The organism is Komagataeibacter melaceti (assembly GCF_003403295.1).
Classification (GTDB): Bacteria; Pseudomonadota; Alphaproteobacteria; order Acetobacterales; family Acetobacteraceae; genus Komagataeibacter; species Komagataeibacter melaceti.
The window spans coordinates 1-26,357 of sequence record NZ_QUWV01000071.1; the positions used below are offsets into that span (position 1 = coordinate 1).

The window sequence follows — 26,357 nt, forward strand, 5'->3', positions numbered from 1 at the left end:
CCCCCGCTTCAGGCCCCCCCCCTGAGGCGGGGGAGTTTTTTTATGCGAACACCCCGGTTTCCTGCGCCGGTTCAGGGTTAGAGGCTGCTTAAAAGCAACTTATTGATAAAAAATAATAAAAGTTTCTGGGTGCTGCTTTTTTTTCAAAAAGGCAGCGTTTTCTGAAGCTTTTTGAAAAAAGCTTCACCAAAAACTTCCTTATGATTACAGGGCGTTTCTTGGATTGGTTCTATTGCTGTTTTATCCAGAAAAGCAGCTGGAAATTCCCGGTATTCCATCTGGATCAGGAACGCGGTCGCACTATCCGATAGTGCTCCATTGCCCGAAAATGACCCAGACCAGACGTTAGCCTGCTACACCAAGGCAGACGTCACACCAGCCTGTCATGCATGAAGTGGCTTGCCGAAGCCGCCTGGGACAGGACCAGATGCCGGATTGCGGCTTCCGCCCCCAGATGCCAGCCATGGAACAGAAAGGCGCTCCCCACCAGCGCAGGCAGCAGGTAAACCCATAGCGCCCTGGGCACGGGACCACATTTGAAGCCCAGCACCACCGCCGCGATCGACCCGATCATGGCCCCGGTCACCACTTCCGATACCGTATGGGCATGCAGCACAAGCCGGGTATAGGCCATGACAGCAGCCACGAACATCAGGGGCAGCATGGTCAGGGTTGGCAGGCCGATAAACGCCTCCCGCCCCATCATGATCAGCAGGCTTCCATAGACAAGGCAGGCCGAGGCTACATGGCCACTGGGGCTGAAAACGCGGGCCTGCATGAATACGGCATAATACAGGCCCATGATTTTCAGGACCAGCATGAGTGCGAGTGTCAGCACCACCGTCACGAGCCAGACGGAGGCGCCACGCCGCCATTCCCGCCAGACCATAACGGCCGCCACAGTCGCAACGACTGGCAGAATATCGCCCTGATCAGCAAAATCGGTGATGAAACGTATCATAACGAGACGTAATTTCCTGCCACCTGATCGATTCTGCATATCATATGGGCAGTTACCCGGCCAGCACTATCCCGAATACGCGACAGGAGCAGAAACTGGGCAGGCCGGGCGGAAAATCACCTGAAACACCCCTCACCACAAACCGGGGCCATCAGTGCCATGCCGCCGCATGGTCCCGACAGGCCCACCGCCGCCGTCAGGGCGGGCGCAGGCCTGTCGGGTAACAGGTTACGGGTTGATCAGGGCGTTTTGGGTGTCTGCACGCGCTGTGCACCCACCTGCTCGGCCGTGACGCCATGGTCGCCGTTGCCGAAGGTTGCGGTCACATAATTGACCACGGCCGCGATTTCCGCATTGCTCAGGCGCTGCACGTCGGACTTTCCATCAAAGCCCGGCATATAGGCATGCACGCCATTCGCCGTGCGGTTCACACCCTCCAGCACGGTCATGATCAGGTTATCCGGGTGCCCGGAACCGACAACAGCGTTGTGGAACAGGGAAGGCACGTAGTGGTCACCCGTCCCCGCCCCGTTGTCGCCATGGCAGGATGCGCAGTTGGCGTCATACACCCCCTTGCCGTCCATCGGGTTGAGGTTGTCGATGCGGGTGAGTTCGCCCGAGCGGATATCGGGCGTATCGAGGGCCTGCCCGGCACGAGCGCGCGCCGGATGCTCGCCATCATCCTCCTTGGCCGGGACCTGAAGGATATAGGCCGCCAGGGCATGCAGGTCCTCATCGGTCAGGTGGCTGGAGCTATGCTCGATCACTTCCCCCATCGGGCCGGCGGCCTGGCTCAGGCCATCCACATGGCCGGTGCGCAGGTAAGCCACCAGGTCATCTTCGCTCCAGTCCCCGATCCCGGTGGTCTTGCTGGATGTGATGTCAGGCGCATACCACCCCAGCAGCGAGGCACCGGCCAGGTAACTGTCCGTCTTCTCGCTCAGCATGACGTTGCGGGGCGTATGGCATGTGCCACAGTGTTCCAACGCATGGGCGAGGTATTTGCCACGCCGCAGCTTGTCAAACGTCGCCGCATCGCCCGTTTCCGGCTCGCTCTCCCCTGCCACAAGGTTCCAGATCGCCATGGTGATGCGCAGGTTGGCCGGGAAATTGAGTGATGTGGCGGGCGGGGTTTCGGCCACGGGTTTCACGTCGTGCATGAACCATGTGTACAATGCCGTCACATCATCATCCGTCATGCCGGAATAGGAGACATAGGGCATGGCAGGATAGAGGCGGCTGCCATCGCGGCGGACGCCGTGGCGCACGCTTTTCTCGAAATCCTGCAGCGTGTATTTACCGATCCCGTGGTCGGGATCGGGCGTGATGTTGGTTGAAATGATATCACCCATCGGCGTGGTGATGCTCAGCCCCCCGGCAAAGGGCTGGCCACCGGGCCGGGTATGACAGGCGATACAGTCCCCTGCCGTGGCGACATATTTGCCGCGCGCCAGCAGTTCGGCCGAAGGTTCATCCGCCCGGGCGGGTGCGGTGGACAGGGCGGCAAGCATCGCCCCTGCCCCCAGGGCCGGCCACAGGATCTTGCGTGCAACATCAGGCATGGGAAAGTTCTTTTTTCAGCGTATCAGCAACACGCAGGGCGAGTGCCGCGACAGTCAGGGTGATATTGCCGGTCCCAACCGAGGAGAAGACGGACGAACTCGCAATAAACAGGTTTTCGTGGTCATGCGTGCGGCAGAAGCCGTCCACCACGGAATCCTTCGGGTCGGTTCCCATGATGGTGCTGCCCGCGGGATGGTCCTGCGGGAAGTAGCCCGGCGTCCACTGCTCGTCCGTGCCATGCATAAGGCCGATCAGTTCACGGAACAGGCCGCGGGTATGTTCGCAGCTTTTCACCGTATATTCAGGCAGCTTGTAATAGACCTCGGGGTGCGGAATCCCCAGCATGTCCTTATGCGTGCTGCTGAGGGTGAGGCGGTTTTCCGGGTCGGCCAGCCCTTCGTTATGGCTGAACAGCCGGACGGTGTGGGAGGCGAGGTAGCGGATCTGCTCCTCAAGTTCACGCCCGACATAGCCCTTGGAAATGGCCAGCGCGGTGGCCAGGTCCACCTGGTTGTCATCCACCATGTGCACCAGATAGGCGCCGCGCTCGTTACGCCAGCTTCCATCACGGAAATTGTCGATCACGTTGGTTTCAAGCGGCCCCCTGCCCGGCCACAGCGCCTTGTCACCACTGATGAAGGTGACCTGCACCCCCGTATGGTCCATCATGTTACGGCCCACATGGCCCGAACTGTTGGCAATGCCGTCGGGGCTCTGCTCATCGGCTGAGACCAGCAGGAGCTTCGCAGTCTCGATACAATGTGCGGCGATAACGAAGTACTTGCCGGTTACGCGGTGCGATCCCTTGTCGGGATCGTAATAATGCACGGCGGTGACGCGCTTGTTGGCGCTGTCCCGCTCAATCTTGTACACAACCGCGTTGGGGACGAAACGCGCGCCCGCCGCCTCGGCATGATAGACGGAATAGCTGCCGTTATACATTGCCCCGATCGGGCAGATGGGCATGCAGTTGTTATGCCCCTCGCAGGTCGGGCGGTTGTCATAGGGCCGGGTGTTACGCGCCTGCGGCTCATGCACCACGCGGTAGGGCGTCTTTTCACTGATCAGCTTGCGGAACTGCTGCGCCGCATATGAAATGGGCAGCGCCTCCATCGGGTAGGGCTGGCGGCGCGGTGAGCCGAGATCCTCACGCGCGGGGTCAGGACCGCAGACCCCCATCATCACTTCGGCCTGATAGTAGAACGGTTCCAGGTCGTCGTATTTCAGCGCCCAGTCGCGTCCCTGCCCGTAGCGGGTTTTCAGCTCGAAATCCGATGGCAGGTAACGCCATGCGCACCCTGCCCAATGCCATGTCGTCCCGCCCATCATGCGCAGGTAAACCTGCTGGTAGGCCTCGGCATCGGGGCCGGTGGTGTGCAGGTAATCGTTGGGCGTGATCTGGTTGGGGGGATGCAGCGCCCACGGCACGGAAGGAAACGGCCCCTGATAGGACGGCTTGTTTTCAAGGTTGCGGAAATTCTCGACAAAATGCTGCCGGTCCACACGCGGTCCCGCTTCCAGCACGATGACGGAAATGCCCGCCCGCACCAGTTCATTGGCAATGGAACTGCCCGCGACACCGGAGCCGACGATGACGACGTCGGCCGAGAGGTCCTGTTCAGATGGCATGGGGAAGCTCCGGGTTCAGGTGGGTTCTACAACGAATTTTGAAGGCGACAGGGCAGGTTCCCCCGTTGGAACCGCCACTTCCGGCGGGGTCTTGGTCCAGTAGAACGGACCACCCGCGGCGTAGGTCTTGGGGTAGATGGCATCGCTGGTGATGTCGAACATCAGGGCCGAGCGATAGACCACGACCTTCTGGTCAGCCACGCCGCGGTACCAGCCGGTCATGATTTCATGGATCACGTCCTTGAACACCGGATCGGCATGTTCGGCGGCGGTGGCCAGTGCGCGGGCGCTGCTGAAATTCCCGCTTTCCATAAGCGCATGCAGCTTGCCTATCTGATCACGGCGCTCCGGGACCGCGTGGATGATCCCGGCATACAGGGCCTGGCTGATCTGCGGGTTGAGGGTTTCCCGGTCCGTCAGGCGCTTGGAAAGGGCGAGGAAAAGCGGGGCGACCGTGTCCTCATCAACCGTGGCGGCAAGCCCCGGGTTCGCGCCCACGGCCACCGTGGCCAGCCCCATCGCGCCAAGCAGCATATCGCGGCGCGACATGCGCAATGCCTGGGCCATGCGCATGCTGTTGGGGGTGGCCAGATGAATACGGGTGGAAGAACATGACCGGTCTGCAGCCATATGGTGTCGCCTCTCATGTCTGTCCAGCCGGGATGCCGGAAAGAACAGGCATGGCTGAGCGGGATGCAGTAATTAAGCACTATGGATACCGCTACGTAACGTGTTGTCGCAACCTCTCCGGCCCCTATATTAGCGAATGGCTGGTTCACGTCTGGTGTGCGACAGCATGGGGGCCGACTTTGACATATTACGTAATGACATAATTCCGGATATATACTTCGTACGGCAATGAAACCCGCTTCTGTATCCATCACGACAATATCATCCGGAATTCAGGCCCCGGCCTCCCGTCAGGAAAATCGGCGTGACATTCTTGATAATACCTCACGGGGGTATAAAGTCAGGGCCGGATGCATATTAGGAGCGCGGCAGTGTCCCAGACCTTTGGCTTTCCTGTCGGCGGGATGAGCTGTGCGGCCTGCGCCGCGCGGATCGAAAAGATCCTCAACCGCCAGGATGGCGTGAAAGCCACGGTCAATTTCGCCTCGGGCCGTGTCCAGGTCATGCTGGAAAACCCTGCGGCCTCCATTGGCAATGTTGTATCAGCCATACGCAAGGCCGGTTTTACGGTGGCGGAACAAAGCGTGGACCTGTCCCTGACGGGCATGAGCTGCGCCAGTTGCGCCGCGCGGATCGAGAAGGTCCTGAACCGCCTCCCCCTGACACGGGCCAGCGTGAATTTCGCGGCCGAAAGGGCGCATGTCGTTTTCGTGCCCGGCATTGTCGAGCCGGACGCCATCATCAATCGGGTGGAAAAGGCCGGGTTCGGCGCGAAGCTGCTGGATAACAGCCTGAATAAGGATGAACACGCGCAGCGCGAACAGGCATGGCGGCGCGAGCGCAACGGCTTTCTCCTGACACTGGTGCTGTCGCTGCCTTTTTTCGCACAGATGGTGGCGATGCTGCTTGGCTTTACGGCCATGATGCCCGACTGGCTGCAATGCGCGCTGGCAACGCCGGTGCAGTTCTACTGCGCGCGCCACCTGTACCAGCGCGCCTGGAACGCGGTGCGTGGCGGCTCGGCCAACATGGATGTGCTTGTGGTACTGGGCACCAGCATTACCTATTTCTTCAGCACCGCCGTTATTGTGCTGGGCCTGAAGCAGCCGGTCTATTTTGAGGCCGATGTCGCCATCATCACGCTGATCTCACTGGGCAGGCTGATGGAAACCCGCGCCCGGGACCGGACCAGCGCCGGGATTGAAAGGCTGCTCCGGCTCCAGCCCCAGATCGCGCATGTGGAAAGCGATGGCGTGGTCATTGATCGCCCGGTGGCCGATGTGCGGGTGGATGACATCCTGATTGTCCGGCCGGGAGAAAGCATCCCGGTTGATGGCGAGGTCGTGGATGGTGCCTCCGACGTGAATGAGGCCATGCTGACGGGGGAAAGCCTGCCCGTACTGAAAAAGAACGCGGACAAGGTCTTTGGCGGCACGATGAACACCACCGGCGCCCTGCGCATCCGGGCCACCGGTGTCGGGGCGGATACGGCGCTGGCGCATATCGTGAACATGGTAGAACAGGCGCAGGGGTCAAAGGCCAGCGTGCAGCGGCTGGCAGATCGGGTTTCGGCCATTTTTGTCCCGGCCGTGCTGATCCTTGCGCTGCTGACCTTCCTTGTCGGGTGGCTGGTGACAGACAACGCGACGTGGAGCCTTGTTTCAGCCGTGTCCGTTCTGGTCATCGCCTGCCCCTGCTCGCTTGGCCTGGCCACGCCCACGGCCATCATGGTTGGCACGGGACTGGGTGCGCGTGCGGGCATCCTGTTTCGCAACGCCAATGCGCTGGAACGGGCGGAAAAACTGACCACCATCATCATGGACAAGACCGGCACCCTGACCGAAGGCCACCCCAGCGTAAGCGAGGTGCAGCCCGCACCCGGTATTGAGCCCGCGCACCTGCTGGCCATCGCCTACACGCTGGAGAAGGATTCCGAACACCCGCTGGCCCGCGCCATCAGTGATTACGCCGTGGCGGCGGGAACCAGAGCCCTGCCGGTTACGCAGTTCAGGGCCCTGCCAGGCATGGGGGTTACGGCGCAGGTGGATGGGGCGCCAATCCATATCGGCTCCCCCCGTTTCATGCACGAAGCGGGCATACCGCTGGATGATGCCAGCGTTACCCGACTGGAACAGGCAGGCAGGACCGTTATTGTGGTGGCGGCGGATGCCCGCGTGCTGGGGTATATTGCCCTGTCCGACCGCCTGCGCGCTGACGCGGTTGAAACCGTTGCGGCGCTGCATAAGGCAGGTATCAGAATTGTGATGCTGACAGGCGACAACCAGCATGCGGCCGCAGTCGTGGCGCAACAGGTCGGGGTGGACGACTATCTGGCAGGCGTGCTGCCCGGTGACAAGGCCCATAATGTAGAGAAATACCGTGCCGCAGGGCAGACCGTGGGCATGGTGGGTGACGGCATAAACGACGCCCCGGCCCTGGCGGCGGCGGATGTTGGTTTTGCCATTGGCGCAGGCGCTGCCATTGCGCTGGATACGGCGGATGTCGTGCTGATGAAAAGCGAACTGACCAGTGTGCTGGACGCCATTTCACTCTCGCGCGCGACACTGGCCAAGATCCGGCAGAACCTCTTTTTTGCTTTCATCTACAATATTCTTGGCCTGCCGCTGGCCGCCTTCGGCCTGCTCAACCCGATCGTAGCCGGGGCCGCGATGGCGATGAGTTCGGTATCGGTTGTCAGCAATTCGCTGCTTCTCAACCGCTGGAAGGCGCCCTCCACCCGCCGTGGATAGGCATGTTCTCCCTACGTACGCCATGAATATTTTAGCTATATTTTGATAAATATGATAACGAACATGCATTACGGATCGTTATCGGGGTTGATGAACCGCATCAGGCAGGTCGTGCAGTGGCACGAATATTGCTTGGAATTGTGGATACGCAGCAGAATCCGCCGCTATTCATTGCACGTTCACAACGTCGTTACCTTCCGGCCATTAGCGGAAATCAAAGAGACGGACAGCAGATATTTTCATTCGCGCATAAATCCTGACCAAAGAGGATCAGACATGCTTGATAATCCGTTCAAATCCGACATTGATTACAAGGAAGCCGCTGAACGTAGGGAAACCGACTATCAGGCATGGAAACTTTACGCCAGGCGGCTGGAAAAACAGTTGGCGGATGTAACGCGCAAACTGGCTGTCATGACCGCATCAGACACCGGCCACCGCGCACAGGTCCGGGCGATAAGCGAGATGCACCCCCACAGTCCGCTCCTGGCCGCAACGGATGCCACGTTCGAAAATGGCAACCCCAAGCCCCATATCCGCCTTATATTTGAAAAGTCATTTGATAACATGCTGCGGATCTACGGTGTGCCCGATCCGCAATCACATCGCCTGAACTGATAACGCCGCCCGCCGAACATGACCGGAAAATATGGGAAACCATATGTTTCCACCATCGTTGTTTTTCACCTCCGGGCCTCACGATAATGATGTTGCCAGCAGGCCAGCCCCTGCATGATCCAGCACAGGCGGAGTATCGTTACGTGAAACACGGCATCCTTTCACTACCGCTGGCAGTTGTTGCGCTGTCCCTGCCCACACATGGTCCGGCTGCGGCACAGGCCATGACCAACCCCACGCAGGTCCAGTCCGGTACCTATCATGTTGAGCCGGAACATACGCAGGTTGCCTTTACGGTCCTGCATCTCGGGTTCACCAATTATCTGGGCCTGCTCTCCCATGCTTCCGGCACGCTGGAACTTGATGCGCATGATCCGTCACGCACGAAGCTGTCCGTCACCATTCCCGTGGACTCCGTACAGACCACAAACAGCAGACTGACCGGGGAACTGAAGGGGGAACAGTGGTTTGACGCAGCCAGATTCCCCACCGCGACATTCACTTCCACCACAATCCGCCTGACGGGACAGGACGATGCCATTGTAACCGGCAACCTGACCCTGCATGGCGTCACGAAACCTGAAACGCTGCGGGTCCATTTCATCGGTGCGGGCATAAACGCGATGGATGGAAAATATACAGCCGGTTTCGAGGCCACGGCCACGATCAGGCGCAGCGACTTTGGCATAAAGATGTATGTGCCGCAGGTCAGCGATGACGTGCAACTGCGTATGTCAGGCGCTTTTGAGCGATAGGCGTGACGTGCTGAGCAATACCCCCGATCCTGTCGGCGGGATGATGCCTTAACTATCCCGGACGGGGAGAATTTCATGGCGGGACATCTGTACTGACTTCGGGTTCCGAACAAGAATATCCCCACGGGATAAATTACGAATTTAATCGTTTATTTCCCAAATATGACGCAGTCCTACTTCATCCACAGGGTCTACCTGCTGGATTCTGCGACCATTCCCTACTCTCAAGACTGTTCGCCGCCAACATGAATGGGTAAGCCCCGCGTAGGCTACGAGGAGACGGTGACGACACATATTTTAATAACATACTGTTTTATAATTATATAATTCGGAATCCTTTCGACAGAGGATCGTAGGTCCATCAAATTTAACTAAATTTTAAGCACAATAAATCATCACACTTTTTTTTAGTTATTATAGTTGACCGAAACCAGACAGAACCTATAATCCGCCCCGAACGCCCTTTCCGGCGTTTATCCAGCAGGATGAATTCACATGATGCGATGTAGCACCCACCCCGTCGCACCCATGGTGTTGACGACCAGCAGATAGAACAACCGGCGGAAATACTGCCGGAGCAACACCCGCAATGCGTATGCGGGCAGGTAAAGGCAGAACTCCAATGCTTGAATCCCATATTGTTGAAATTGACGGTACTTTCCTTGGCACCGTGATTCTGGAAGCCGACCGTGAAACACGGCGTTTCTATGCCGCGCATGACAGCGTGCGCGCCTTTCATAACCGCACCCTGCGCGCTCAGGATGAACTGACCCGCCAGGTTGCCCGCCTGTACCGACGCGCGCATGCGGGCATGCATGGTTTTACTGGCAGTAAATGATCCCCCCGGCTTCATCTGGCCCGGTCCTGCCGCAAACGCGATAAGGCAGGCCGGGCCAATGGCCATTCCATAAAAAACGCGGCATGAACGACGGTCCCGGTTACGGAGCAGACCCGACGTTCCCGATCCGCACGCCATCAACCGTCATCCCCGCAATGGTTGCTTATGCCGAAAGGCCAGCACCATCCGTCATTCCCGGCAGGATACGCAATATTGCGCCGTTCCCATGGATGCATCCATTTTGGGCAAATGTCCTGAACCGATCCGGGCATCTGCACAGATACGCCCACAGCCGACAGCATACAGAACACATCTGACCTGCATTCATTCCATAATTCCTGAATGATGGTGGTAATGACCCGCCGACACAGGACAACGTATCCTCCCCAGACAGTGTAAAGGATATGGCCTGCCGCGCGACATGCCACGGCAACGCCCATGTTCATCCATAACCATCACCCGGAATACCGGCGCAGTCGCCTGATATGCGAGCAGTTCTGGCGCGGCAGTCAAGCACTACCATGTCTGCACCGGGCACGTGGATATTTGTATCCATAAGTAAAGAAGATAAAAATATCCGTGCAACACTGCGTGTTCCGGCACGTTTACGCTGGGCCGTGACAATCCGGTTCCAGCAGGCCATCTGCCAGCCGCGTTTACCGCTCCGTCATGGCACTCGCTTTCTCCCCCCATTTCCGGACAGAGGAGAACAGAAAATGGATACATCCTTCCAAACGACCAGCTCCGCCCCGCAATCCGACCATTCGGACATGACGGGGGCTGGCGTTCCTTCCCGCGGTGGGGACACGCTCACCGCCATGCATCCGGCATGGCCGGGCATGACATCGCGCCCCACGGGAAACATGGCATCCCTGCTGCCACGCTCGGCCGATGTATCGGCGCGGCAGCCACGAAAAAGCCTGTTCCGTAAATAAAACAGCATCGGACCAGCCATTGCTGTTCCCGTGCGCCTGTAGCTGGAGCAGAGAATGGACGGGAACATTGCATCCTCGCTACCGACCGGCCACGCCTTCCGGGCGAAGCGGCGTTCATGGCTGGCGCGCCTGCTGGGTCATCCGCCAGAACTGACATGGCTGGATGATTTCGCGCCGGTACGGAGCGAGATTTTTGGCCTGGAACGGCTCGAAGCCCATGCCCGCAGCCTTGCCAGCGCCCAGACGGTCGCATCCCACACAGGGGGTGGTTACGGTCGCCCCCTGTCAAAACGGCTGGCGGAAAACGGGGCCTTCCTGCGTGCGGCCGACATACGCATTGCCGAGGCCATACAGAGCGGAAAGCAGTTGACGCCCGCCGCCCAATGGCTGGCCGACAACTACGCCCTGGTGGACATGCAGATACGCGAGACGGATCTGGACCTGCCACCGCGTTACTATGCCCGCCTGCCCAAGCTGGCCAATGGCCCCTTTGCCGGGCTGCCACGGGTGTTCGGGGCCACATGGGCGCTGGTGGCCCATACGGACAGCAACCTGCAGCCGGACGTCCTGCATCGTTACCTGATGGCTTACCAGAGCGTGGTGCCACTCACCATTGGTGAACTCTGGGCCGTGCCGATCACGCTGCGGATCATCCTGATCGAGAACCTGCGCCGGGTTGTCGCCGCGATCATGACCAACAACGCCAGCAGGCGGGATGCCGACAGGCTGGCGGACCGGCTCGACCTTTACCGCAAGGACCCCACCGCCGCCATTCCTGCCTTTCTGGCCACGGTGGACCCGTCCATCCTCACCAACGCCTTTACCGCGCAGCTTGCCCACCGTTCACGCGGGCTGGACCCGGAAAAGGACCCCGCTCTTGTCTGGCTGGGGCAACGCCTTGCCGATCGCGGCACCAGCATTGACAGCGCGGTGCGTGACGACCTGCAGGAACAGGGCACGTTCAACGCCACCATCCGCAACATCATCACCAGCCTGCGGCTGATTGCCGGGCTGGACTGGACGGAGGCATTTGACCGGGCGTGTCTCGTCAACGGGGTTTTTGCCAGCTACGACAGCTTCACGCAGGCCGATTTCGCCAGCCGTGACCTGTACCGCAAGGCCATTGAGGAACTGGCCCGGGGCAGCAGCCACAGTGAGGTGGCGATAGCCGAACTGGCCGTGACCATGGCGCGCAGGGCGCAGGAGATGGCCCCATCCGATCCACGCCGCGCTGACCCCGGTTATTACCTGCTCATGGCGGGACGCGGCGCGCTGGAAGCCGCAATCAACTTTCGCCCGTCATTCACACGCCTGCTGGGCCGTGGTTTCCGTGCGTATGGCATTACGGCGTACAGCACGGTGGTCATGCTGCTCAGCCTGCTCTTCCTTGCCCTGCCCCTGTGGCTGAGTGACGAGACGGGGGTGGATTACCTGTGGCTGCTGGCGGTGCTGGCCTTCCTGCCGGTTTCGGAAGCCGCGATCGCATGCGTCAACCGGGTGGCGCTGGAACTGGTGCATGCCACCCCCCTGCCGGGGCTGGAGCTGCTTGATGGCATTCCCGCCCGACTGCGCACCATGGTTGTCGTGCCCGTCCTGCTGACAACGGATGAAACGGTCAGCGCCCTGCTGGCGCGGCTGGAAGTACACTATCTGGCCACGCGCGATGACTCCGTCCATTTCGCGCTGCTGAGTGACTGGACCGATTATACACAGGCCGAAGCGCCGGATGACCAGCGGCTGCTGGACCGCGCGCTGGCGGGTATCGAGACACTCAACCGCAAATACGGCCCCGTGCCCGGTGGCATGCGTTTCTACCTGCTGCACCGCAAGCGCGTATGGAGCCGGAGCGAAGGGGTGTGGATGGGGTGGGAGCGTAAGCGTGGCAAGCTGCATGAACTCAACCGCCTGCTGCGCGGGGCCACGGATACGACATTCCTGCCCCCGGCCCATGACCTGCCGCATGATGTCAGGTACGTCATTACACTGGACGCCGATACACGCCTGCCGCTGGAAACCGTGCGCCGCCTGATCGGCAAGATGGCGCACCCGCTCAATACCCCGGCCTTTGATCCCGCATCGGGCCGGGTGCGGGAGGGGCACGGTATTCTTCAGCCCCGGGTCACACCCTCCCTGCCGGTCGGGCACCAGAGCACGCTGTTCCAGCGCATCTTCGCCAGCGCCAGCGGCATTGACGCCTATTCCGCCGCGGTATCCGACCTGTACCAAGACATGTTTGGTGAAGGATCGTACGCGGGCAAGGGCATATATGATGTCGACGCCTTCCACGCCGCCCTTGCCGGGCGGGTGCCGGAATCAGCCCTGCTCAGCCATGACCTGTTCGAGGGGATCTTCGCCCGCGCCGGCCTTGCAACGGATGTGGAGGTGGTGGAGGAATTCCCCACCGACTACCTTGTCGCAACCCAGCGCCTGCACCGCTGGACACGCGGTGACTGGCAGTTGCTGCCATGGATCACATCGGGCGCCCTGCGCCGCAATATTTCTGCGCACGCACGTATTTCGGGCATTGCGCGGTGGAAGATGCTCGACAACCTGCGGCGCACGCTCAGCATGCCGTTTGCGCTGCTCACACTCGTCACGGGCTGGTTCCTGCCCCTGCATACGGCGGTCGTGTGGACAGGGTTCATCCTGCTGACCATCGCAGTACCCGCCTTCCTGCCTGTCCTGCCCGACCTTGTACCGCGCCGGGAATGGATTACGCTGCGCAGTTACCTCAGTGTCATTGCCGCCACCAGCACCGAGGCGGCAATCACCACCTTTCTCAACATCACCTTCCTTGCGCATCAGGCTTTCATCATGGCCGATGCGATCACGCGCACGCTGGTGCGCGTATTCATTACCCGCCGCTACATGCTCCAGTGGGTGCCCGCCGCCCAGATCGCGGGGCTGCTGCGCTCGGGTCTGGCCGGATATTATGGGCGGATGCTGGCCGCGCCCCTGCTGGCGGGGGCAATTACGCTATGCGTTGCCCAGTGGGCGCCATGGAGCCTGTTTCTGGAACTGCCGGTCGCATTGCTGTGGTGCCTGTCACCCGCCGTGGCCATGTGGGCCAGCCGCACGCCGGTCATCGCCGCCCGCTCACGGCCCTCACGTACCGATATCCGCACGCTGCGCATGACTGCCCGCCGCACCTGGCGCTTTTTCGAGACGTTCACCACCCCGGCGGACCATATGCTGCCGCCTGACAATTTTCAGGAAGACCCCTCGCCCATTCTGGCGCGGCGCACGTCACCCACCAATATCGGCCTGTACCTGCTCTGCACCGCCAGTGCGCGGGATTTTGGCTGGTGTGGCCTTGCCGATACCGTGGCACGGCTGGAAGCCACCTTCGCCACGCTGGAAACCATGGCCCGCTACCGTGGGCATTTCTACAACTGGTACGCAACCGAAGACCTCAGCCCGCTTGAGCCGGTTTACGTATCCAGCGTGGATAGCGGCAATCTGGCGGGGCACCTGATCGCGCTGGCCAGCACCTGCCAGAAATGGCGCGACGGCACGGCATCAACCGATGCCTGGCGTGACGGCGTTGCGGATGCGCTGAACATCGCCATTACGGACCTGACATTCCGCAACGGCGCACGCCTGGCCAACACGGTGCCCGAACGGCAGTTGCTGCGGCTACTGACCGGGCTGAAAAACGCGGTCCTGTCCACCCAAGGCAACTCCGCCGGGGAACTGGCCACCCTGCACCGCCACGCAGCCCAAGTTGCGGAGCATGCCGCGCGGATGCACCCGAGCGTGCCCGAGAACGGCGGCGATGTCATTGCCGACCGGCTGTTCTGGACAGCTTCCCCCCTCCATACGCTGGAAAGCCACCTGCGCGACCTTGATGCCGATCTGTATGCCACGCTGCCCACCCGGCTTGACGCACTGGCGCACAAAGCGCGGACCATGGCGCAGGAAATGGACTTCCACTTCCTGTGCAATCCATCGCGCAAGCTCCTGTCCATCGGGTATCTGGTCGCGGAAGATACGCTGGATTCCAACTGCTATGACCTTCTGGCATCCGAAGCCCGGCTGGCGGTGTTCTTTGCCATAGCCAAGGGCGACATGCCCGCGCATGACTGGTTCCGGCTGGGCCGCTCGATCACACCGGTAAAAAATGGCGCGGCACTCGTTTCATGGTCCGGCTCGATGTTCGAGTACCTCATGCCCTCGCTGGTCATGCGCGCGCCGATGGGCAGCCTGCTCCAGCAGACGAACGCCCTGATCGTGCAGCGCCAGATCGCGTACGGGCAGGCGCGCAACATTCCATGGGGCATTTCGGAATCCGCCTATAACGTGCGCGATCTTGACTATACCTACCAGTATTCCAACTTCGGGGTGCCGGGGCTGGGGCTCAAGCGCGGGCTGGGGCTGGATACGGTGGTGGCCCCCTACGCCACCATGCTGGCGGCCATGGTTGATCCACAAAAGGCGGTGGCCAACCTGTACGTTCTGGAAAAAACCGGCGCGCTTGGCCGCTACGGGCTTTACGAATCCCTTGATTACACGCCTGACCGGGTACCCGACCATGGCACTGTCGCGATCATCCGGGCCTATATGGCGCATCATCAGGGCATGTCCATCCTTGCGGTGGCGGACGCCATCATGAACGGCATCATGCGCACCCGCTTTCATGATGACCCGATCATCGCCTCGGCCGAACTGCTGTTGCAGGAACGCGCGCCGCGCACCGGAGCAGTCGCCCGCCCGCTCCCGTCCGAAGATGATGCAAAACCCGTGACCCGCCCCGTCACCACACCGGCGGGGCGCTACCTGGAACGCGCGGATACGTCGCAGCCGGTCACGCACCTGCTCTCCAACGGGCGCTACACGGTCATGCTGACGGCGGCGGGGTCGGGCTACAGCCGGTGGAACGGGCTGGCCATCACGCGCTGGCGCGAGGATGTCACCTGCGATGATTATGGCACCTATATCTATCTCAGGAACCGCAGGACGGGACATGTCTGGTCCGCCGGGGCGCAGCCCGCTGGCAGGCGGCCTGATGAATATGCCGTCGCCTTCCATGAAGACCGCGCCGAATTCGGCCGCCGTGATGGATCACTGACCACCACGCTGGAAATACTCGTCTCGGCTGAAGATGACGCCGAGGTCCGCCAGCTTTCGGTGTACAACAGCGGCAGCGACGTGGTGGAAATCGACATCACGTCCTACGCCGAACTTGCCATGCTGGCGCAGGATGGTGACATGGCGCATCCGGCCTTTACCAAGCTGTTTGTCCAGACCGAATACCTGCCCGATTTCCGCACCCTGATCGCAACCCGCCGCCGCCGCACGCCCGATGAGGCGGAAATCTGGGTTGCCCATCTGGCGGTCTTCGAAGCCGGGAGCGAAATCGAGATTGAAACCGACCGCGCATCCTTTATCGGCCGCAGGCAGAGTGTGCACCAGCCAGCGGCCATATCGGGCCTGACGCCGCTTTCGGGCCATACCGGCACGGTGCTTGATCCTGCCTTTTCTATCCGGGTTCCGGTTTCCATCCGCCCCGGCACGCGGGCGCGCGTTGCGTTCTGGACCATGGCCGCCGCCAGCCGCGAGGCCCTGCTGGACATGATCGACAGGCACAAGGACCATGCCGCCTTTGAGCGCGTACGCACGCTTGCATGGACACAGGCGCAGGTACAGTTGCGGCACCTGGACATTCCCGCCACCACGGCGGACCTGTTCCAGCGGCTGGCGGGGCATATCCTTTTTGCCGGGCCAGCCCTGCGCGCGAACACCGCGGCCATTACCAAGGGGGCCGGCGCGCAGCCACTGCTGTGGGAACAGGGCATTTCAGGCGACCTGCCCATTCTCCTGCTGCGCATACGCGAGGCGTCCGATACCGGTATCGTACGGATGCTACTGCAGGCACATGAGTATTTCCGGCTCAAGCAACTGGCGGTGGATTTTGTCATCCTGAACGAACACCCGTCTTCTTACCTGCAGGAACTGCAGGTGGCGCTTGACCATATGGTGCATGCCATCCCACGCGGGGACAACAAAACCGGCTCCATACGCGTGCTGCGGGCCGACCTGCTGACCCCGGTCCTGCGCAATCTCATCGTGTCCATCGCCCGTGTGGTTCTGGTGGCTGATCATGACCTGGCGGAGCAGCTTGACTACGCGCAGGGAACTGCAACGCGCACCTTCCTGCCCGCGCTGGCAGCGCCCCCCGTGGCGGCTTCGGCCTTTGGCGTGCCAGCCATACCGGAGCTGGAATTCTTCAACGGCCATGGGGGCTTTGCCGAAAACGGGCGGGAATATGTGGTGGTCCTTGGGCCGGGGCAGAACACGCCAGCGCCATGGATCAATGTCATTACCAACGCGACATTCGGCTTCCAGGTCTCGGCCGAGGGCAGCGGCTATACATGGTCGGTCAACAGCCGCGAGCACCAGATCACGCCATGGTCGAACGACCCGGTCAGTGACCATGCGGGCGAAGTCTTCTATTTCCATGATGAAACCAGCGGCGCGCTGTGGTGCCCCACCGCCGCCGTGCGCCGCGACCGTGCCGCGACCTATGTGGCGCGGCATGGGCGGGGATATTCGCGGCTGGAGCGTATCGCGCACGGCATCGCCAGCACCCTGCTCCAGTACGTGCCCGTGACGGACCCGGTCAAGATTACGCGCATCCAGCTTCACAACCTGTCGGACCAGCCACGCACGCTGTCAGTTACCGCCTATGTGGAATGGGTGCTGGGCCGCGCGCGCAGCACGGCGGGCCCCTTTGTTTCCACCGCTATGGATGGGGAGACCGGCGCGCTGTTCGCCCGCAACCGATGGAATGCCGAATATGGCGACCGGGTCGCGTTTGCCGATATTGGTGGCTATCTCACCGCCTGTTCGGGCGACCGGAGCGCATTTATCGGCCGCAACGGCACGCTGGACCACCCGGAGGCATTCACCCGCGCCAATGGCGTGCAGGGCCGCACCGGTGCCGGACTGGACCCGTGCGGGGTGGTACAGACAATCGTGACGCTGCCACCAGGGGGGAAGGCTGAAATCACCTTCCTGTTGGGTGAAGGGGAAAACGAGGACGAAGCCCGCAACCTTGTCACCCGTTACCGTACGATCAACCCCGATCAGGTGCTGGATGCGGTCAGGCGGCACTGGGATGGTGTGGGTGGCACCATACAGGTCCACACGCCTGACCGGAGTATGGATATCATGCTCAATGGCTGGCTGCTCTATCAGGCGCTGGCCAGCCGCGTGCAGGCACGGGCCGGTTTCTATCAGGCAAGCGGCGCCTATGGCTTCCGTGACCAGTTGCAGGATGGCATGGCGCTGGCCCTGTCCTGCCCGGATCTGGTGCGCGCGCACCTGCTGCGCGCGGCGTCACGGCAGTTCGTGGAAGGGGATGTGCAGCACTGGTGGCTGCCACACACCGGCGCGGGCGTACGCACCCATATCTCCGATGACTGTGCGTGGCTTGCCTATACGGTGGCCCATTACGTCACCACATCGGGCGATACGGGCGTGCTGGACGAACATCTCGCCTTTCTGGAAGCGCCCCCCCTGCCCATGAGCGAACATGACCGTTTCATGGTCCCCGCCACCTCCGGGCAGGGTGGGTCACTGTTTGAACACTGCGCCCGCGCGCTGGACCACAGTATGGCTACGGGGGCGCATGGCCTGCCGCTGATGGGCACGGGCGACTGGAACGACGGCATGAACCATGTCGGCGCGGAAGGCCGGGGGGAGAGTGTGTGGCTGGGCTGGTTCCTGCACACCACGCTGATGACGTTCATCCCGCTGGCGCGCGCACGCGGCGATCACACCCGCGCCCAGCGATGGGAGGAACACGCCCGGGCGCTGGCCACGGCGCTGGAAGACACATGGGATGGGGACTGGTACCTGCGCGCCTATTTTGATGACGGCACGCCACTGGGTTCACATACCGCGGCGGAATGTCAGATCGACGCCATTTCCCAGTCATGGGCCGTGCTGTCGGGTGTGGCATCACTGGAACGAGCGGAGCATGCCATGCGCTCGGCCATTACACGGCTTGTGCGGCCGCATGACGGGCTGGTCCTTGTCCTCACGCCGCCGTTCGACACCATGGAGCCCGATCCCGGCTACATCCGTGGCTATCCGCCCGGCATACGTGAAAACGGGGGCCAGTATACCCATGCCGCCCTGTGGACGGTCATGGCCGTGGCCGCGCTGGGGGATGGGGACCGGGCACATGGCCTGTTCCACATGATCAACCCCATCAACCATGCACGCGACCCGGACGAAGTGGCCCGTTACCGGCTGGAACCCTATGTTGTCGCGGCCGATGTCTATTCCTGCCCGCCGCATGTGGGCCGGGGCGGGTGGTCATGGTACACCGGATCGGCCGGGTGGATGCAGCGCGTTGGAGTGGAGACCATTCTGGGCATCCGCATCCATGGCACGCAATTACTGATTGACCCCTGCATACCGCGTGAATGGCCGAAATTCGGGGCAAGCATCCGCTGGCGCACGGCCACCTACAGCATTACCGTGCAAAATCCGAACCAGGTGTGCCGTGGCATCAGTCATGTCAGCGTGGATGGCCGGTCCCTGACGGCCACCACAATCATAGAAATGGTGGATGATGGCGCATCCCATACGGTCACCGTCACGCTGGGCTGATGCCCGCCTTGGAAAAGCAGTTACGGGGTTTGTGGAAAACTGAAAAACTCTTTCCCCCATGTGCCGTTAGGTGCGCATGCACAGATAGCAGGCCCATTCTCGTGACCTCTTCCATAAACGGAGAAAGACGATGATCTGCCGCACATATGTCCATATACAGTCTCCCCCCTTTCCGCTGGCCCTGGCCGGCAACCCAACTGGCGGGCAGGAGCCAAAGGGAAGCGGGACGGGAAAACCCCGCGCGGGGGAAGACGAGCCGGAATCCACCCTCGATAACGATGAGCGGATCGAGGCCACCAGCCACAAGGGCACCGAGCAGAACCCCGAAAGCTGCAACGACCACCCGCCACGCCACCGGCAGGACTGATGCGGTCCTGCGGCAGGCAGCCCGCCGCAGGACCGCACGACCTGATGAAATGGTATGCAACCTTCGGACTTTCCGGGGCTTTAGGTCTGGACAGAAGGGAGACAAAGACATGGCAAACACATTACGTTCAACCCTGCTCGCGGCAATTGTGGCCAGTGTTCCGGCCATGGCCATGGCACAGTCCGACATGGGGAATGAACCCGCGCCGACCGCGAATTCAGCGGCATCCGAAGTGGGCCGGAACCCGCCTTCGGCAACCACGCCCAACGGCAAACGGGTGGAGCCGTCCGACAAGCTGTGGAACAACCCCCGCACCGTGTCCGAGCAGCCCGGAACCCAGCCGCCGCCCAACGGCAGCACGACGCACCATCATGACCATGGCAGCGAGGGACGCAGCTCACGCGGCGGCAACAAGACCCCCTCCCCCGCCGACAGAAGCGATGACTGACGCGGCGCCACATCCGTAAGGTGCCGCATCCCTCTGCCGGGAAACCAACATCCATACGAAGGTACCCCGATCATGCAGAACAGACCCGACCCCCTGAAGGACAAGCCCCCTACGCCCGAGGAAAAGCAGGCGGATGAAGGGCGTGACGAAGCTCTGGACGAGAGCTTTCCCGCAAGCGATCCCCCAGCGCAGGGACGGACGACCGGGCCGGACAAATAAACCCTCCGGCCCGACGCTTCCCACGTCAGTTTTCGGGATGGTTGCGCACGCCATTCCCTGACACGGCAAGGCCCCTTCCCCCCACGGGGATGGGGCTTCCTGTTCATTCACCCCCGACCTTCAGCTTTTCGCGTTCCGCATCCACGCTCATGCGCTGGAATGCGCCCAGCGCCAGCACGATCAGGGTCGCGACCACCAGCAGGCTGGCCGGATAGAGAATATCAGATGGTTCGCTGGTATTGCTCTCGAAAACCCCGACCAGCCCCTCAATGAAAACCGCGATGATGATTGTGGTGATGAACTTGGTCAGGCTTGCACGGGCTTCCCCCAGGCTTTTTTTGCCGCTGGTCTGGATAACCTCTTCTTCCACAAAATATTTCGCCACATCAAACACCGCCACGGCAATCACGACATAACTGATCGCCTGCAGGAGCGCGCTCCTGCCCGCATGTGCTGAATGTGAGAAGGCCGTAACCAGGTCCACCATCCCGAACACCAGAAGCATGAGCGCAAGCAGCATGAGCATGATACTGGCCGCTGCAAAAGCAAGACGTGACAGATATTGCATCCTCACCAATCCCCGTTTTCGTACAGATGCTGGCATGTATGGGCTGGCGTTCACCCCCTGCCATTTAAAATGGCAAGAAAAAATATGCGGCGGGTGAACCTGCGTCATAACACCGCCATGCAGTCATGCTACATTTTGGACCATACCGAAGAATATACAAGACAAAAATATTCCGCATTGCGAAATACACACCAACTTTATATTATGAATTCGATACGTACTTCATGAATGCGGGGAATATTTATTTTTATTCCTCCGCAAAACGGGAAACCCCGCACCGGGTGCTCCGTTAACCTATCCGCAGCGTGCAATGCCGGGATCGCTTTCTCACCACAACCCCACAGGCGGGGGGGTGAGAGATAACAAGGACCACCGGGCCGCTGCAATCCAGAAAGGTGAACGATCATGGTTTATCGTATCTACCCGCATGAAGATGCCAGAATTCCCGCAACAGCACCTGCCGGCACACGCGGCAGTGGTGGCCAGGGCGGCGGCGCCGAACACAACCCCGGCAACTTTGCCAATGACCCCCAGAAAGCATCCGAAGCCGGACGCAAGGGCGGCCAGCACAGCGGCGGCAATTTTGCCCGGGACCCGCAAAGGGCGGCCGAAGCCGGCCATAAGGGAGGACAGCACAGCTCGGGCAACTTTGCCCAGGACCCGCAGCGCGCGGCCGAGGCGGGCCGCAAGGGGGGACAGCACAGTCACGACCACGATGCCGACAAGGGCTGACTTCCGGTGGGCGGAACCTTTCAGGTTCCGCCCTGCCGCAATGCAGGACCATCTGGACAAAACACGGCTTTATGCAGGCATTGCGCTGCATACCATAAATGAAATTTGAAAATGGAATGAAAATATAATTCCGGGCTTCCTGCACCGGATTATGTATTCGTGCCTGTTTTTATGGTGCTTCGCTTCCTGTTGACGCCACCACCACGCATAGGGAGTCGTAACCAATGAATAAAATCATGATAGCCATGCTGGGGCTGGCAACCTGCATATCGGTGCCCGCCATGGCGCAGTCCATACCGGAAAAGAGCGGCATCAATTCCCTTATGGGCGTTGCCTCCCGCACGGCGGATTTTATCAAGATCGCCACGATCAGTGACCTGTATGAAATCCAGTCCAGTGAACTGGCACAGCAGAACCACAACCCGACGCTGAGCACCTTTGCCGCGCGGATGATCGAGGATCATAAAAAGATCTCCGCATCCCTTACGGATATTGTCCATAGCAACAACCTGCAGGTGGACCAGCCGACCGCCCTGGATGAAAATCACCAGAGCATGCTGGACAAACTCAAATCGCTCCACGGCAATGATTTCACCCTGCAGTACCGTTCGGACCAGATTTCAGGCCATGAAGATGCTGTATCTCTGTACCGGCGCTATGCCGAAGGCGGGGACAACCCGGCACTGAAGGCATGGGCCGCGCGCACCCTTCCCACGCTTGAAAACCACCTGAAGATGGCCCGCGCTCTGCCGCAGTAAAGCAGGGTGCCAGAACAGGCTATCAGTCATTCCAATACCGGGCATACATGGCCCCTGCCCCCGACCGGCATGGGCTTTCGATACGTGGCAGGCCACACCGCGCAACGTCCTGCGCATGATCTGGCTACACATTACGTGCGCAGCGCCGGTACCGCAGTTGCCGTTACCGCCACCGGCTGTATCCACGCATCGTCACGCGCAATACGCCCCGCCGATATGTCGAGCGCGCAGTTAACGACAATGGGAGCCGCCCCGTCCGGCACCACTGTTTCAAACCGCAGGCCCTGTATGCCCACACTGGTCGTGAAATCATATGTGCCCAGCATGCCGCGCGTCTGGCGCAGCCATGCCATCGCCCCGCCGCGTTCTGGCAGCAGGCGGATATCGGAGGGGCGAATAAGCACATCCGCCCTGCCGTCAGCACCAGTAGTGGCGAATGCGTGAATATCGGGCATGTCGGCTATGAACAGCCCATGTTCAACCCGGCCGGGAATACGGATCACATCGCCCGTGAATTCCATCACGAACGGGCTGGCCGGGCTTTCCTCCAGTTGCCGTGCGGTCCCGGCCTGCACAATGCGCCCATGGCGCATCAGCGCGATCGTATCCGCCAGTTCGGTCGCTTCCTGCCGGTCATGGGTGACAAGAATGGTGGTCAGGCCCAGCCGCTCATGCAGGTCACGCAGCCAGCCACGGATCTGCCTGCGCACAAGCGGGTCCAACGCGCCGAACGGTTCATCCAGCAGCAACAGGCGCGGCCCCGTGGCCAGCGCGCGCGCAAGTGCCACACGCTGGCGCTGCCCACCCGACAACTGGTGCGGATAGCGCCCACCCACGCCGGGAAGCTGCATGAGGTCCAGAAGCTCCGCCACCCGGCTGGCTATTTCCGCCCGTGTCGGGCGTGTGCGGCGGGGGCGGATGGACAGGCCAAAGCCGATATTGTCCGCCACACTCATATGCGCGAACAGGGCATAATGCTGGAACACGAAACCTATGTTCCGCTCCCGTGCCGCAAGGTTATCCACCCGCGCGCCATCAATGGACACCTGCCCGCCCTGATGCGGGTCCAGCCCGGCAATGATGCGCAGCAACGATGTCTTGCCCGCGCCCGACGGGCCAACCAGTGCGGTAAAGCTGCCATCGGCCACCGTGAGGGAGACATCATCGACAATGGGCTGCCCGTTCCGGGGGCTGACACGGATGATATGGTCCAGGTTCACGCTCATGCGGCTATTCCCATTCTGGCATGACGCCGTTCGACAATATTGCGGGCAATCACGACGGTAATGGCCATAAGAGCAAGGAGTGCGGCCATCGTGAACGCGGCCACCGTCTGGTAGCCATTGTACAGGGTCTCGATATGCAGCGGCATGGTTTCCGTCAGGCCGGGAATGTGACCCGACACAACTGACACGGCCCCGAATTCACCCATCGCCCGCGCGGTGGTCAGCAACACACCAGATACAAGCGCCAGCCGCGCGCCCGGCAGGGTGACATGCCACAGTACCTGCCATAACCCGGCACCCAGCATGACCGCCGCTTCCTCGGCTTCGCGCCCGTTATGCGCCAGCATGGGCATGAGGGTGCGCGTGACATAGGGAAAGGTGACAAACAGCGTGGCCAGCACCATGCCCGGTGGCGCGAACATGATGGGGTAGCCCCACTGCTCCAGCACCTTGCCCCACCATCCCTGCGTCCCGAAAACCAGCAGCCAGATCAGTCCCCCCACCACCGGCGAGACACTGAGCGGCAGTTCAACCAGCACGATCAGCAGCCCCCGGCCGGGAAAGCGGAACTGTGACAGCGTCCATGCCGCCATCACGCCAAAACCCGTGTTGATGACAACGGTCGCCGCCGTGACAAGAACGGTCAGGCGGATGGCCGATAACGCATCGGGATCGGCAAATGTTGCCAGCATGGTGCCCACACCGTGGGAAAGCGCCATGACGAACACCAGCACCGGCGGCGGAATGATCATGATGGCGACCAGCAGATAGACGATGCTGGCGAACATGAAGCGTGTCATCGTGATTGTCCCCCTCATGCCTGTGCGTGTGACAGGCAGCGGCGCAGCACGCTGATTGCTGCAAGGGAAAGCAGCGAGAGCACGACAAGCACAACCCCGATCAGCGTCGCACCGCGCGTGTCATATTCCTGCAGGCGGATAATGATCAGCAGGGGCGCGATTTCCGTATGGAACGGCTGGTTCCCGGCAATGAAGATGACGGAACCGTATTCCCCTATGCCACGCGCGAAAGCCATGCCGAACGCCGTGACCAGTGCGGGATAAAGCGCGGGCAGTATGACCCGGCCCACTACCTGCGCGCGGCTGGCGCCCAGCACTTCGGCCGCTTCCTCCACATCACGCGGCAGGTTGCGCAGCACGGGGGCGACCGTACGCACCACAAAGGGCAGGCCGATGAACATGAGGGCGATCACGATACCCGTCTGCGTATAGGCCACGCGCAGCCCCATGCGCGCCAGCGGTGCGCCGATCCAGCCATTGGCGGCGTACAGCGTCGCCATGGTAATGCCGACCACGGCGGTCGGCAGGGCGAAGGGCAGTTCCACCAGCATGTCGATCACGCGCCGGCCCGGAATGTCGGAACGCACCAGCGCCCAGGCCAGCAGCAGCCCCGGCACCAGGTCAGCCAGCGCCGCGATCAGGGCCGAGCAGAAACTGACCCGGAGCGCGGCCAGCATCCGCCCGTCACGCATGGCGCTGGCAACCGCGCGCGCGCCGTCATGGATGCCGCCGCTCCACGGGCGCACCATCAGCGCCGTGAGCGGAAGGATGACCAGAACACCCAGCCACAGCAGGGTCAGGCCCAGACCGATGCCGAAGCCCGGCAGCGCATCACGCCGCCGGGGCCACGCAAACCGCCCGGACAGGAGGCGCAGCGCCGTCATTTTGTATAAATGCCATCAAAGATGCCGCCATCGGCAAAATGGTCTTTCTGTACTTTCGCCCATCCGCCAAGGCTGGCGATGTCAAATGTATGCACATCCGCGAACCGCTCACGGTTTTCCGCCAGAATGGCCGGGTCAACCGGGCGGAAGTAATGCCGGGCGCCGATCTTCTGGCCCACGGGGCTGAACAGGAATTCGACATAGGCCTGTGCAATCTCCGTCGTGCCATGGGCCTGCGCATTCCGGTCCACCACTGCAACGGGCGGCTCCGCCAGGATCGTGACGGGGGGCACGACAATATCGAACTGCTCCGGCCCAAGCTCCCGCGTGGCCAGCAGGGCCTCGTCTTCCCACGCCAGCAGGACATCACCCAGACCGCGCTGGACAAAACTGTTTGTCGCCCCACGCGCGCCCGTATCGAGCACCGGCACATGGCCGAACAGGGATTTGAGGTACGCACGCGCCGTATCCGGCGTTCCGCCGGGCTGCCTGAGCGCCCAGCCCCACGCGGCCAGATAATTCCAGCGCGCCCCGCCCGATGTCTTGGGGTTGGGGGTAATGACCTGCACACCGTCACGCAGCAGGTCGGGCCAGTCGCGGATGTTCTTCGGGTTCCCCTTGCGCACCAGAAAGACGATGGTGCTGGTGAACGGCGTGGAATTATGCGGCAGGCGCTTCTGCCAGTCCGCCGCCAGCAATCCGTTCTGGGCAAGGATATCAATATCATATGCCAGCCCGAGGGTTACGATATCAGCAGGCGCGCCCTCCAGCACCGAACGCGCCTGCGCACCCGACCCACCGTGGGACGTGCGGATCTGGACCGGGCTGCCACCATGTGCCTGCGCCCATGCGCGGGAGAAATCACGGTCGATTTCCTGATAGAGTTCACGCGTCGGATCATAGGAAACGTTCAGCAGCGTGGACGCAGCCCACGCCCGTCGCGGCCGGATAAGCGGGGCGGCACCCGCCGCAAGGGCAAGACCGAAAAACCGGCGGCGGGTGGGAGAGAATATGTCAGACATGAAGATCGTCCCTGATTTCTGTAATAGATGCCCGG

General features: G+C 61.4%; 20 protein-coding genes. 11 read left to right on the top strand and 9 right to left on the bottom strand.

Translation table 11 applies throughout. The features are described 5' to 3' along the window. Positions 1–370: 370 nt before the first annotated feature. From DY926_RS09190 to DY926_RS09205, 4 genes are all read right to left on the bottom strand, one after another. Entirely contained in the window at positions 371–961 is a 591-nt protein-coding gene (locus DY926_RS09190) for a phosphatase PAP2 family protein (RefSeq protein WP_116703101.1), read from the bottom strand. Positions 962–1,200: 239 nt separating this feature from the next. After that, positions 1,201–2,523: a c-type cytochrome gene (locus DY926_RS09195; protein ID WP_116703102.1), complete on the bottom strand. Its 1,323-nt coding sequence runs from the start codon at positions 2,521–2,523 to the stop codon at positions 1,201–1,203. Then, positions 2,516–4,153 carry a GMC family oxidoreductase gene (locus tag DY926_RS09200; RefSeq protein WP_116703103.1) on the bottom strand — a complete coding sequence of 546 codons (1,638 nt, stop codon included), beginning with the start codon at positions 4,151–4,153 and terminating at the stop codon, positions 2,516–2,518. Before DY926_RS09200 ends, DY926_RS09195 begins: the two co-directional genes overlap by 8 nt. 15 nt (positions 4,154–4,168) lie before the next feature. After that, entirely contained in the window at positions 4,169–4,783 is a 615-nt protein-coding gene (locus tag DY926_RS09205; protein ID WP_116703104.1) for a sorbitol dehydrogenase family protein, read from the bottom strand. 371 nt (positions 4,784–5,154) lie between these two features. On the opposite strand from DY926_RS09205, the gene DY926_RS09210 reads away from it, so the two are divergent. From DY926_RS09210 to DY926_RS17530, 9 genes are all read left to right on the top strand, one after another. Next, complete coding sequence (locus tag DY926_RS09210; protein WP_116703105.1) at positions 5,155–7,533, top strand: heavy metal translocating P-type ATPase; 2,379 nt, start codon at positions 5,155–5,157, stop codon at positions 7,531–7,533. Positions 7,534–7,596: 63 nt separating this feature from the next. After that, positions 7,597–8,151, top strand: a complete 555-nt coding sequence (locus DY926_RS17000; protein WP_148707754.1) for a hypothetical protein — start codon at positions 7,597–7,599, stop codon at positions 8,149–8,151. Between the two features lie 224 nt (positions 8,152–8,375). Next, entirely contained in the window at positions 8,376–8,906 is a 531-nt protein-coding gene (locus DY926_RS09220; protein ID WP_408886047.1) for a YceI family protein, read from the top strand. A gap of 622 nt (positions 8,907–9,528) precedes the next feature. Continuing rightward, a complete protein-coding gene (locus DY926_RS09225; RefSeq protein WP_116703107.1) occupies positions 9,529–9,744 on the top strand; it encodes a hypothetical protein in 216 nt (71 codons plus the stop codon). A gap of 716 nt (positions 9,745–10,460) precedes the next feature. Then, the gene (locus DY926_RS09230) at positions 10,461–10,679 is read left to right on the top strand and encodes a hypothetical protein (RefSeq protein ID WP_116703108.1); all 219 of its coding nucleotides are present in this window, start codon (positions 10,461–10,463) and stop codon (positions 10,677–10,679) included. A gap of 54 nt (positions 10,680–10,733) precedes the next feature. Next, positions 10,734–19,298, top strand: coding sequence for a GH36-type glycosyl hydrolase domain-containing protein (locus DY926_RS09235; protein WP_116703109.1), 8,565 nt, complete (start codon positions 10,734–10,736; stop codon positions 19,296–19,298). Between the two features lie 130 nt (positions 19,299–19,428). Continuing rightward, the gene (locus tag DY926_RS09240; RefSeq protein WP_116703110.1) at positions 19,429–19,665 is read left to right on the top strand and encodes a hypothetical protein; all 237 of its coding nucleotides are present in this window, start codon (positions 19,429–19,431) and stop codon (positions 19,663–19,665) included. Positions 19,666–19,774: 109 nt separating this feature from the next. Then, positions 19,775–20,113: a hypothetical protein gene (locus DY926_RS09245; protein WP_116703111.1), complete on the top strand. Its 339-nt coding sequence runs from the start codon at positions 19,775–19,777 to the stop codon at positions 20,111–20,113. A gap of 72 nt (positions 20,114–20,185) precedes the next feature. Continuing rightward, positions 20,186–20,332, top strand: a complete 147-nt coding sequence (locus tag DY926_RS17530) for a hypothetical protein (RefSeq protein ID WP_186336123.1) — start codon at positions 20,186–20,188, stop codon at positions 20,330–20,332. A 103-nt stretch (positions 20,333–20,435) separates the two neighbouring features. On the opposite strand, the gene DY926_RS09250 is transcribed toward DY926_RS17530, so the two are convergent. Beyond that, on the bottom strand, positions 20,436–20,900 hold the full coding sequence (locus DY926_RS09250) for a hypothetical protein (RefSeq protein ID WP_116703112.1): 465 nt from the start codon (positions 20,898–20,900) through the stop codon (positions 20,436–20,438). 405 nt (positions 20,901–21,305) lie between these two features. Here DY926_RS09250 and DY926_RS18060 point away from each other — a divergent pair, with 405 nt between their 5' ends. Then, positions 21,306–21,632 carry a con-10 family general stress protein gene (locus DY926_RS18060; protein ID WP_116703113.1) on the top strand — a complete coding sequence of 109 codons (327 nt, stop codon included), beginning with the start codon at positions 21,306–21,308 and terminating at the stop codon, positions 21,630–21,632. 224 nt (positions 21,633–21,856) lie between these two features. Continuing rightward, a complete protein-coding gene (locus tag DY926_RS09260) occupies positions 21,857–22,390 on the top strand; it encodes a DUF4142 domain-containing protein (protein WP_116703114.1) in 534 nt (177 codons plus the stop codon). Positions 22,391–22,521: 131 nt separating this feature from the next. Here the strand turns inward: DY926_RS09260 and DY926_RS09265 are convergent, their stop codons facing one another. From DY926_RS09265 to DY926_RS09280, 4 genes are read right to left on the bottom strand one after another with little or no spacing between them, the layout of a single operon-like run. After that, positions 22,522–23,616 (bottom strand): sulfate/molybdate ABC transporter ATP-binding protein, encoded by a 1,095-nt coding sequence (locus DY926_RS09265; protein WP_116703115.1) that lies wholly within the window; start codon positions 23,614–23,616, stop codon positions 22,522–22,524. Continuing rightward, entirely contained in the window at positions 23,613–24,416 is an 804-nt protein-coding gene (locus DY926_RS09270; protein ID WP_116703116.1) for a sulfate ABC transporter permease, read from the bottom strand. The genes DY926_RS09265 and DY926_RS09270 overlap by 4 nt, the downstream gene beginning before the upstream one ends. Before the next feature lie 14 nt (positions 24,417–24,430). Continuing rightward, positions 24,431–25,300, bottom strand: a complete 870-nt coding sequence (cysT, locus tag DY926_RS09275; RefSeq protein WP_116703117.1) for a sulfate ABC transporter permease subunit CysT — start codon at positions 25,298–25,300, stop codon at positions 24,431–24,433. Continuing rightward, positions 25,297–26,322, bottom strand: a complete 1,026-nt coding sequence (locus DY926_RS09280) for a sulfate ABC transporter substrate-binding protein (RefSeq protein WP_116703118.1) — start codon at positions 26,320–26,322, stop codon at positions 25,297–25,299. The genes cysT and DY926_RS09280 overlap by 4 nt, the downstream gene beginning before the upstream one ends. Positions 26,323–26,357: the final 35 nt, after the last annotated feature.

Bases quoted from the DNA above. Each gene is read 5' to 3' on its own strand.
- DY926_RS09190 (WP_116703101.1), bottom strand. From the start codon at position 961: ATGATACGTTTCATCACCGATTTTGCTGATCAGGGCGATATTCTGCCA.
- DY926_RS09195 (WP_116703102.1), bottom strand. From the start codon at position 2,523: ATGCCTGATGTTGCACGCAAGATCCTGTGGCCGGCCCTGGGGGCAGGG.
- DY926_RS09200 (WP_116703103.1), bottom strand. From the start codon at position 4,153: ATGCCATCTGAACAGGACCTCTCGGCCGACGTCGTCATCGTCGGCTCC.
- DY926_RS09205 (WP_116703104.1), bottom strand. From the start codon at position 4,783: ATGGCTGCAGACCGGTCATGTTCTTCCACCCGTATTCATCTGGCCACC.
- DY926_RS17000 (WP_148707754.1), top strand. From the start codon at position 7,597: ATGCATTACGGATCGTTATCGGGGTTGATGAACCGCATCAGGCAGGTC.
- DY926_RS09220 (WP_408886047.1), top strand. From the start codon at position 8,376: ATGACCAACCCCACGCAGGTCCAGTCCGGTACCTATCATGTTGAGCCG.
- DY926_RS09225 (WP_116703107.1), top strand. From the start codon at position 9,529: ATGCTTGAATCCCATATTGTTGAAATTGACGGTACTTTCCTTGGCACC.
- DY926_RS09230 (WP_116703108.1), top strand. From the start codon at position 10,461: ATGGATACATCCTTCCAAACGACCAGCTCCGCCCCGCAATCCGACCAT.
- DY926_RS09235 (WP_116703109.1), top strand. From the start codon at position 10,734: ATGGACGGGAACATTGCATCCTCGCTACCGACCGGCCACGCCTTCCGG.
- DY926_RS09240 (WP_116703110.1), top strand. From the start codon at position 19,429: ATGATCTGCCGCACATATGTCCATATACAGTCTCCCCCCTTTCCGCTG.
- DY926_RS09245 (WP_116703111.1), top strand. From the start codon at position 19,775: ATGGCAAACACATTACGTTCAACCCTGCTCGCGGCAATTGTGGCCAGT.
- DY926_RS17530 (WP_186336123.1), top strand. From the start codon at position 20,186: ATGCAGAACAGACCCGACCCCCTGAAGGACAAGCCCCCTACGCCCGAG.
- DY926_RS09250 (WP_116703112.1), bottom strand. From the start codon at position 20,900: ATGCAATATCTGTCACGTCTTGCTTTTGCAGCGGCCAGTATCATGCTC.
- DY926_RS18060 (WP_116703113.1), top strand. From the start codon at position 21,306: ATGGTTTATCGTATCTACCCGCATGAAGATGCCAGAATTCCCGCAACA.
- DY926_RS09260 (WP_116703114.1), top strand. From the start codon at position 21,857: ATGAATAAAATCATGATAGCCATGCTGGGGCTGGCAACCTGCATATCG.
- DY926_RS09265 (WP_116703115.1), bottom strand. From the start codon at position 23,616: ATGAGCGTGAACCTGGACCATATCATCCGTGTCAGCCCCCGGAACGGG.
- DY926_RS09270 (WP_116703116.1), bottom strand. From the start codon at position 24,416: ATGACACGCTTCATGTTCGCCAGCATCGTCTATCTGCTGGTCGCCATC.
- cysT (WP_116703117.1), bottom strand. From the start codon at position 25,300: ATGACGGCGCTGCGCCTCCTGTCCGGGCGGTTTGCGTGGCCCCGGCGG.
- DY926_RS09280 (WP_116703118.1), bottom strand. From the start codon at position 26,322: ATGTCTGACATATTCTCTCCCACCCGCCGCCGGTTTTTCGGTCTTGCC.